This window comes from Phenylobacterium sp. (assembly GCF_030697305.1).
GTDB lineage: Bacteria > Pseudomonadota > Alphaproteobacteria > Caulobacterales > Caulobacteraceae > Phenylobacterium.
The window spans coordinates 1-8,572 of record NZ_JAUYQL010000046.1; the positions used below are offsets into that span (position 1 = coordinate 1).

Here is an 8,572-nt window from a genome sequence, read left to right on the forward strand (position 1 = left end):
GTCTCTGGAGTCGCGGCCACGCGCGTCTCTCCGGCGCGGCGTTCCTTGGTGACGGCGATGGTCGTCATGCGCCCGGTTCCCCCATTTTAGTCTTCGAACTTTGGGCGACCATAGAAGCCGCCCTTAGCCATTGTCCAGCAATCGAACAGCGGACTTCAAACAATTGTTTGAGCTCAAACCCCTTTTAGCTTCAAGGTTTGTCGAATATCCGCCGACTGAGTCCCAGCCCATGGCGCTCTTCGGCGAACGCGGCGGCGCGCTCAACTCAGAAAAATTCATGCTGCGGTGAATAGAACTACGGTTCGCGCGCTCCAGACATGCCAAAACCCACGCCGACCGCGAGGTCGGCATGGGTCAACACTCAACCGAGGTGAGAACCTGGGGCGAGCCTACTCCAGAAGAGCCGGCCGCGTCCGATGGCCTTAGTGGGCCGGTTCGCCGTGCTCGCGCAGGACGAAGAAGCCGGCGACAGCGATGACCACGCCAACGGCGGCGCTGCCCATGAAGCCAGTGGCCGTGCAGAACCAGAGGACGAGGAAAATCAGCAAGGCGGCGAGCGCCAGGGAGCCCCACTTCGCCATGCTGACGAACAGGTGGTAGGTCGAGACCTGCTCTTGGATTTCCATGTCGCCGCGGTGATATTCGGAAGCCATGGCGGAGGCGTCTCTCTTCTTCAAAAACTCAGGTGGAGCCGGACTACACGAACCGTAGCCCGGCCTCAAGGGCTGCTGGTCAGGCCGGCCAGACCGCCAGCATGGATCGAAGCGCCGCCACAAGGGCCAGCGGCTGATCGACCATGATGTGGTGGGCCGAATCCGGGATCGCGATCTCGATGATGTCTTCCGGCAACGGCGAGGATTCGCCCCCGCTGCGGCGCGACATGACCACCGAGCGCTCGCCATAGATATGGGCCAGCGGGGTGGAGACAGGCGGCGGCCCGTCCGTGGTCATGGCCATCATCGCCGAGCGATCGAGCTTGTTCCACATATTGGGGTCGAATCGCCACGACCAGCCCTCGCCCGAGCCATCCTCAAGCGGCGCGCGCTTTAGCGAGCGACGGGCGATGAAATCAGCGACGAACAAGTTGCCGGCCGCCTGGGGCGGCATGAAACGGAAGCGGTCGAGCGCCGCGCCGATGGTCGGATAGACCCGCTGGGCGCGGTCGCCAGTCGGGATGTTGGCGATCCGCTGACGCTGCTCTTCCAGCATGCGCTTGCCTTCGGGCGAGTCAGGCGGGGGACCGCCGAAGCCGACATCGACCAGAATTGCAGCGTGCATGCGTTCGGGATGTTTCACAGCAGCGTAGAACACCTGCGAGCCGCCAAACGAGTGACCGATATAGACCGGCTTGCGGCCGCCCTCGTAAAGGCCCGCGGCCTGGGCGCAGGCCTCGGCGTCCTCGGCGAAGTCCTGGAAGGCGTAGGTTTCGCGCCAGTCAGAGGCGCCCATGCCGGCCAGCGACATCGAGGCGACCCGGTACTCGGTGGCCAGGAACGGAGCGATGAAGCTCCACCAGTCGGCGTGGGCTGAGTTGCCATGCACCAGCAGCAGGCCCGGCTTGCCGATCTCGCCCCAGGTCAAGGTCTCGATCTTCGAGCCCAGTGAGTCCACGAAGCCGCGTTCCGGCTCGCGCGCCAGCGCGTCCTTGAACCATTGGGGAGCCGGCGGCTCGGCGCCCTTGAAGGCGGCCAGCGGGGCCAGCGCCTCGGGCGAGGGCTGATCGGGATCGGCCAGGGCCGATTTCTGGACGGGACGCCTGTCATAGGCCATCGAGATCGCCCTCCTCTTTCGCGCCTGTCTCTGCTCCATCGCACATCGCGGGGTCGGGCTGGTCGCTGGACCGACTATAGAACCGAGCCAAGCCGGCGATCCATCCGCCATCGACGCCGGCGCCCGTCTTGCGCGAGCCTGGCGAACACCGGATTAGTCCGGTTCGGCGAAAGCGTGGGGACTTCGGGCGGCCGAAGCTCTGCGGAAGGAGCAGCGAGCGCATGGAAGCCGGCGAGTACGCGCTGATGGACGAGCAGGAAGGCTCGATGTGGTGGTATCGCGCCCTCCACAAGCGCTTGATCGCCGCCCTGCGCCCGGTGCGCGGACGCGTGCTGGACGCCGGATGCGGTACGGGAGGTTTCCTGCGCGCTGCAGGCCAGGCGCGTCCCGATCTGGCTCTGAGCGGACTGGAATGGGACGCCGCGGCGGCGGCGCGCGCCATCGCCAAGTCCGGCGCGGCGGTCGCGCGTGGCAGCGTCAACGCCCTGCCCTTCGCGTCCGACACATTCGACGCGGCGATCAGCGCCGATGTGCTCTGCCACGCCCAGGTGGATCCGGCGGCGACGCTCGGCGAACTGTACCGCATTTTGCGCCCTGGCGGGTTCGTGGTGGTCAACATGCCGGCCTACGACTGGCTGCTGTCGGCCCACGACCATCGCGTGCACAACGCCCGGCGGATGGACGCAGCCCAGGTGCGTGAGATGCTGCAAAAGGCCGGCTTCGTGCGGGTGCGCACGCGCTACTGGAACAGTCTGCTGCTGCCGATAATGATTCTCGAACGAAAGATCCTTAATCGTGGAGAAGAGGCCGACTCCGACGTCAAAGCCTACCCGCCGCTACTGAACCGTGCGCTGCTGAGCGTGCTGGATATCGAGCAGGCGGCGCTACCGGCGCTGCCGTTTGGAGGGTCGGTGATGGCGACCGGAGAGCGGCCAGCCTGATGCGCGGCGCGAGCCTTGCATCGCGGCGCACTGATGTTGAGGCGATGATCCGCAGATGACGCGCAATGCTGCGACCAGGGACGGCGCCGGACTCTCGCCCGGCCTTTCCATCGTTGTGCCGGTGTATCGCGGCGCGACCACCGTCGGCCGGCTGGTCGAAGCCTTGGCCAGGCTGCACCCAGAGGGCGGGCTCGAGGTGGTGCTGGTCAACGACGGGAGCCCAGATGAGAGCGACCAGGTCTGTCGCGCCCTGCTGGACCAGGCCCCGGTCCCGATCATCTACGTCGAGCATGCCCGCAACTACGGCGAGCACAATGCGGTCATGACCGGCCTGCGGCACGCCCGCGGCCGCTACGTGATCACCATGGACGACGACCTGCAGAACCCCCCTGAGGAGGTGGTCAGGCTCTACGACCATGCCCGCAACGGCGGCTGGGACGTTGTCTACACTCGCTACGCAAAGAAGCAGCACGCTGGATGGCGCAATCTGGGCAGCCGGTTCGCCAATCTCGTCGCCGACACGCTGCTGGACAAGCCGTCCGGCCTCTACCTGTCGTCGTTCCGGTGCATGTCGGCGCTGACGGCCGAGGCGGTGGTCCGCTATCAGGGTCCCTACCCCTACATCGACGGGCTGATCATGCAGTCCACCCAACGCATCGACAGCCTGGAAGTCCAGCACCTGCCGCGCGCCGAAGGGCATTCGAACTACACCCTGACCCGGTTGATCCGCCTGTGGCTGAACCTCGCCACCAGCTTCTCTCTGATCCCGTTGCGGCTGGCGATCTTCGCCGGCGCGACCATGGCCGCGCTGGGCGCGTTAGGCGCGGTGGCGGTGATCGTCGAAGCGCTGGTCACCGCCAACCGTCCGTCGGGCTGGGCTTCGACCATGGTCGTGCTGCTGCTGGTGGGCGGGGTGCAGTCGATGATGCTGGGCGTCATCGGCGAATACGTCGGGCGCACCTTCCTGTCGGCCAACGGCAAGCCGCAGGCGACCATCCGTTCGGTGGAGCACGCCGAGCCGCTGCGCGCGGCCGCTCCGTCCGCCGCCGCCTCCGCGCGTCAGCCGGCGGCGCGCTGACGGCTCCAGCACAGCGGCATTCTCTGTTCATTTAGGCGCCGGGTCCTATACCGGCGCGAGCGTCCGGCCCAAGCGGCCTGGACCCACAAGACGGGCGAAGACGATGGATTGGACGGGTCGTAAGGTTCTGGTGACCGGGGGCGCAGGCTTCCTGGGCTCGAACTTGTCGCGCGAACTGGCGCGGCAGGGTGCGCGCGTCACCGCGCTCGACGGCTTCCTGTTCGGCGGCGGCGCCAATGTCGCCAACCTGCGCGACGCGCCGGTCGAGTTCGTCCAGGGCGACATCCGCGACCTCGACCTGCGGGTGCTGTGCGAAGGCTGCGAGGTGATCTTCAACCTGGCCGCCCAGACCAGCCACATGGGCGGCCAGGCCGACCCGCTGGCCGACATCGCGGTCAACGCCGTCGCCCAGCTTCGGTTGATCCAGGCGGCGCGCGAAGCGGCGCCCGAAGCGGTTGTGGTGCACGCCTCGACCCGGCAGTTCTACGGCCGGCCGGAGGTTCTGCCGGTCGACGAGCATCATCCGATCGCCCCGCCCGACGCCAACGGCGTCTCGAAGTTCGCCGGCGAACAATACTGGATGCTGGAGCAGCGGGTGCGCGGGCGGCCCGTTGTGTCGCTGCGGCTGACCAACTGCTATGGCCCTGCCCAGCGCATCCGCGACGCCCGCCAGAATTTCCTCGGCGTGTGGATCCGCGCGGTGCTCGAGGACAAGCCTTTCGAGGTGTGGGGCGGCGCGCAGAAGCGCGACATGACCTATGTCGACGACGTCACCCGCGCCTTCATCGACGCGGCGGCGACGCCTGCCTGCCATGGCAGGATCTTCAACATCGGCGGCCCGCCGCCGGTCAGCCTGCAGCAGATCGCCGACCTGATGGTCAGCCTGACCAAGGGCAAGGCCGGCTATGTGACGAGGGAATTCCCGGCAGAACGGGCGCGTATCGACATCGGTGACTACTACGCCGACGACTCGGCGTTCCGCGCCGCCACCGGCTGGAGCCCCCAAGTCAGCATCGAGGACGGCGTCGCCCGTTCGATCGACTGGTTCCGCGAACGCCTGGCGGACTATCTGTGAGCGCGCCGGCGATGATCCCTCAGACGGATCCGGGGGCGGGATACCGCGCGCTGAAGGCCGAGATCGACGCCGCGGCGCTGCGCGCGCTGGGCTCTGGCTGGTACATCCTGGGTGACGAGGGCCGCGCCTTCGAGGCGGAATTCGCAGCGTGGCTGGGATCCGGCCAGACTGTGGGTTGCGGCAACGGCACCGACGCCATCGCGCTGGCTCTGCGCGCCCTGGACATCGGCCCTGGATGTACGGTGGCGACCGTCTCCCACACCGCTGTGGCGACGGTTTCCGCCATCGAGATGACGGGGGCCGTTCCACTGCTGCTGGACATCGAGCCGGACGGCTTCACCCTGGACGCCGAAGAGCTGCGCGCGGTGCTGGAACGCCCGCCCGCCGGCCTGCCGCCAATTCGCGCCGCGGTGGTGGTGCACCTCTACGGCCAGGCAGCCGACATGAGCGCGATCCTCGCCGCCTGCGAGGCGCACGGCGTGACGTTGATCGAGGATTGCGCCCAGGCGCACGGCGCGACCTGGCGTGGCCGCAAGGTCGGCGGCATCGCCCAGGCCGCCAGCTTCAGCTTCTATCCGACCAAGAACCTAGGGGCCCTGGGCGATGGCGGGGCGACGGTCGCCCAGGACCCAGCGGTGGTCGAACGGCTGCAGGCGCTTCGCCAGTACGGGTGGCGCGAGCGTTTCATCAGCGCCGAAGCCGGGGTGAACAGTCGTCTGGACGAATTGCAGGCCGCCATCCTGCGGGTGAAGCTGGGCCATCTCGACGCCAACAATGCGCGCCGCCGTGCTGTCGCCGACGCCTATGACGCCGCGCTCGCCGGATCGCCGTTCATCGCACCCGTGCGCCGCGCAGACTGCGAGCACGTGTTCCACCAATATGTGGTGCGCACGCCCGACCGCGACGTGATGCAGGCCAGGCTGCGCGAGGCGGGCGTCGGCACCGCCCTCCACTATCCGGCCCCAGTGCATCGCCAGCCGGCCTACGAGGGTCGTGTCGCGCTGGGACCGAGGGGTTGCAGCGCCACGGACGTCGCCAGAGGCGAGATCCTAAGCCTGCCGATGTTCCCGGAGATGACCCAGGAACAGGTGGTGCGGGTGTGCGACGCGATCCGCGGCCTTTGAACCGCGGCGGCCCGAATAACGATAGGCGAATGCTCCCCGCTGCGGGGCGCGCGAAGGTTTAGAGCGAGCTCGATGGCTGTCGACGATCGAAGCACCGGGGACAAGTCCGTCGTGGTCACCGGCGCGGCCGGCCTGGTCGGGCAGAACCTGATCCCGCGGCTGAAGGCGGCCGGCCATCGGGTAGTCGCCATCGACAAGCATCCGACCAACACCGCGATGCTGCGCGAGCTGCATCCCGACATCACGGTGATCGAGGCCAACCTCGCGACGCCCGGCGATTGGCAGGCCGCCTTCGCCGGCGCCGACTGCGTGGTGCTGAACCAGGCGCAGATCGGCGGACTGGAGCGCGGGCCGTTCGTCGCCAACAACGTGACCGCCACCGAGCTTATCTTGGGCGCCGTGACCCGCCACGGCGTGCCGCACATCGTGCACATCTCGTCGTCGGTGGTGAACTCACAGGCCGACGACCTCTACGTCGAGACCAAGACCGCCCAGGAGCTGATCGTCGCGGCGCATCCCACGCCGCACCTGATCCTGCGCCCGACGCTGATGTTCGGCTGGTTCGACCGCAAGCATCTGGGCTGGCTGCGCCGCTTCATGGACCGTGCGCCGGTGTTCCCGGTGCCAGGAAACGGGCGCTACCGTCGACAACCCCTGTACGCCGGAGACTTCGCCGCAATCATCGCCGCCGGCGTCGCGCGCAGCCTCACTGGAACCTTCGACATCTCCGGACGCACCGAAGTGGACTATGTCGAACTCATCGACATGATCCGCCGCACCGTGGGCGCACGCACCCGTATCGTGCATATTCCCTTCGGCCTGTTCTGGGCCCTGCTCTGGGTCTATGCGCGTTTCGACCGCGATCCGCCGTTCACCACGCACCAGCTGGAGGCGCTGGTCATTCCAGAGGTGTTCCCGATCATCGACTGGCCGACGATCTTCGGCGTCGCCGAAACCCCGCTCGACGACGCCCTGGCGCAGACCTTCCTCGATCCGCGCTATGGGCGGATCGTGCTGGACTTCTAGAGATGACCAAGACGGTGATCATCGGCGCGGGAGCGATGGGGCTGGCGGCCGCGCACTATGCGCTCAAGCTAGGCCATGAGGTCGACGTCATCGAGGCCGATGCGGTCGCCGGCGGCATGGCCGCTCACTTCGACTTCGACGGCCTCTCGATCGAGCGCTTCTACCACTTCGTCTGCAAGCCGGACGCGCCGACCTTCGCCCTGATGGATGAGCTCGGCATTGGCCATTTGATGCGCTGGCGCACCACGACGATGGCCTACTTCACCCGTGATCGGCTGCACAAGTGGGGCGATCCGATCTCGCTGGTCACGACCGGGCTGCTGAACCCGATCGAGAAACTGCGCTACGGCCTGCAGATGTTCCTCACCTCGCGCCGCAGGAACTTCGACGACCTGGAGAATCTGTCGGCGCGCAACTGGATCGAGCGAGGCTCGGGCGCCAGCGTGTACGAGAAACTCTGGCGACGTCTGATGGAGCTGAAATTCTTCCAGTACGCGGATGACATCTCCGCGGCTTGGATCGCCACACGCGTGCGACGCGTCGGCCGCTCGCGCCGTTCGCTGCTGCAGGAGGAGCTGGGCTATGTTGAGGGCGGCTCGGAGACTCTGGTCAAGGCCTTGACCGGATCGATTTTGGCCCAGGGCGGACGCATCCACCTGGCGACGCCCGCCGAGCAGGTGCTCACCCAGGACGGTGCGGTGACCGGGGTGCGGGCCGGTGGACGGCTGTTCGAGGCGCAGGCGGTGATCTCGACCGTGCCGACGCCGTTTGTGGCAAGTCTCGTTCCGGACCTTCCCGAGGCGTCGAAGGCGGCCTATGCGGCGATCCGCAACATCGGCGTGATCTGCGTGGTGCATAAGCTCAAGCAGAGCGTGTCTCCGCACTTCTGGGTCAACATCGTCGACCCGGCGATCGAGGTCCCCGGCGTGATCGAATACTCCAACCTGCGTCCGACACCGCAGACGGTGGTCTATCTCCCCTACTATATGCCGACCGACCACCCGAAGTGGAGCTGGTCGGACGAGGCGCTGATCGAGGAGAGCTTCGGCTATCTGCGCCGGATCAATCCGAACCTCGCCGACAGCGACCGCCTGGCCAGCAGGGTCGGGCGTCTGCGCTACGCCCAGCCGCTCTGCGAGCCGGGGTTCGCGGCCAGGATCCCGCCGATCCGCACACCGATCTCGGGCCTGCAGGTCGCCGATACCTGCTTCTACTACCCGGAGGACCGGGGCGTATCGGAAGGCGCGCGCATCGCTCGTGAGATGGCGCTGGCGATCGGCACGGACCACCCGCCGCGGCGCGAGCCGGTGTACACATGAACACGTCGAAGCGAGCGCCGGGCGCTGTGCGGCGGGTGCTGGCCTTTTATCTGAATGGCTCGTTCGTCCGCTTCCTGCTGGCCGGGGGTGTGGCCGCCGGGGTGAACTTCGCCAGTCGCATTGCGCTCGAATCGAAGCTCGGCTTCGTCGCGGCGGTGTTGACCGCCTATGCGATCGGCTTCGTGGTCGCCTTCTTCCTCAATCGCCATTTCGTCTTCCCGGCGACCGGCAAGCCGATC

At 67.2% G+C, this 8,572-nt stretch carries 9 protein-coding genes; 7 read left to right on the forward strand and 2 right to left on the reverse strand.

The window, feature by feature from the left end; all coding sequences use genetic code 11:
• Window positions 1–422: 422 nt before the first annotated feature.
• Both Q8R27_RS05415 and Q8R27_RS05420 read right to left on the reverse strand, forming a co-directional pair.
• Window positions 423–653: an aa3-type cytochrome c oxidase subunit IV gene (locus Q8R27_RS05415; protein WP_305698048.1), complete on the reverse strand. Its 231-nt coding sequence runs from the start codon at window positions 651–653 to the stop codon at window positions 423–425.
• A 79-nt stretch (window positions 654–732) separates the two neighbouring features.
• Window positions 733–1,770, reverse strand: coding sequence for an alpha/beta hydrolase (locus Q8R27_RS05420; RefSeq protein WP_305698049.1), 1,038 nt, complete (start codon window positions 1,768–1,770; stop codon window positions 733–735).
• Between the two features lie 221 nt (window positions 1,771–1,991).
• On the opposite strand from Q8R27_RS05420, the gene Q8R27_RS05425 reads away from it, so the two are divergent.
• The 7 genes from Q8R27_RS05425 to Q8R27_RS05455 all read left to right on the forward strand — a co-directional run.
• Window positions 1,992–2,711, forward strand: a complete 720-nt coding sequence (locus Q8R27_RS05425; protein ID WP_305698050.1) for a class I SAM-dependent methyltransferase — start codon at window positions 1,992–1,994, stop codon at window positions 2,709–2,711.
• A gap of 55 nt (window positions 2,712–2,766) precedes the next feature.
• Window positions 2,767–3,789 carry a glycosyltransferase family 2 protein gene (locus Q8R27_RS05430; RefSeq protein WP_305698051.1) on the forward strand — a complete coding sequence of 341 codons (1,023 nt, stop codon included), beginning with the start codon at window positions 2,767–2,769 and terminating at the stop codon, window positions 3,787–3,789.
• Between the two features lie 103 nt (window positions 3,790–3,892).
• Window positions 3,893–4,864, forward strand: a complete 972-nt coding sequence (locus Q8R27_RS05435; protein ID WP_305698052.1) for an NAD(P)-dependent oxidoreductase — start codon at window positions 3,893–3,895, stop codon at window positions 4,862–4,864.
• Window positions 4,865–4,875: 11 nt separating this feature from the next.
• A complete protein-coding gene (locus tag Q8R27_RS05440; RefSeq protein ID WP_305698053.1) occupies window positions 4,876–5,988 on the forward strand; it encodes a DegT/DnrJ/EryC1/StrS aminotransferase family protein in 1,113 nt (370 codons plus the stop codon).
• Window positions 5,989–6,060: 72 nt separating this feature from the next.
• The gene (locus tag Q8R27_RS05445; RefSeq protein WP_305698054.1) at window positions 6,061–7,014 is read left to right on the forward strand and encodes an NAD(P)-dependent oxidoreductase; all 954 of its coding nucleotides are present in this window, start codon (window positions 6,061–6,063) and stop codon (window positions 7,012–7,014) included.
• 2 nt (window positions 7,015–7,016) lie between these two features.
• Window positions 7,017–8,333, forward strand: a complete 1,317-nt coding sequence (locus Q8R27_RS05450) for an NAD(P)/FAD-dependent oxidoreductase (protein WP_305698055.1) — start codon at window positions 7,017–7,019, stop codon at window positions 8,331–8,333.
• A gap of 26 nt (window positions 8,334–8,359) precedes the next feature.
• A partial coding sequence (locus tag Q8R27_RS05455; RefSeq protein ID WP_305698056.1) for a GtrA family protein occupies window positions 8,360–8,572 on the forward strand: 213 nt, incomplete at its 3' end.

Excerpts from the sequence above, each read along its gene's own strand:
- Q8R27_RS05415 (WP_305698048.1), bottom strand. The coding sequence starts at position 653 with ATGGCTTCCGAATATCACCGCGGCGACATGGAAATCCAAGAGCAGGTC.
- Q8R27_RS05420 (WP_305698049.1), bottom strand. The coding sequence starts at position 1,770 with ATGGCCTATGACAGGCGTCCCGTCCAGAAATCGGCCCTGGCCGATCCC.
- Q8R27_RS05425 (WP_305698050.1), top strand. The coding sequence starts at position 1,992 with ATGGAAGCCGGCGAGTACGCGCTGATGGACGAGCAGGAAGGCTCGATG.
- Q8R27_RS05430 (WP_305698051.1), top strand. The coding sequence starts at position 2,767 with ATGACGCGCAATGCTGCGACCAGGGACGGCGCCGGACTCTCGCCCGGC.
- Q8R27_RS05435 (WP_305698052.1), top strand. The coding sequence starts at position 3,893 with ATGGATTGGACGGGTCGTAAGGTTCTGGTGACCGGGGGCGCAGGCTTC.
- Q8R27_RS05440 (WP_305698053.1), top strand. The coding sequence starts at position 4,876 with ATGATCCCTCAGACGGATCCGGGGGCGGGATACCGCGCGCTGAAGGCC.
- Q8R27_RS05445 (WP_305698054.1), top strand. The coding sequence starts at position 6,061 with ATGGCTGTCGACGATCGAAGCACCGGGGACAAGTCCGTCGTGGTCACC.
- Q8R27_RS05450 (WP_305698055.1), top strand. The coding sequence starts at position 7,017 with ATGACCAAGACGGTGATCATCGGCGCGGGAGCGATGGGGCTGGCGGCC.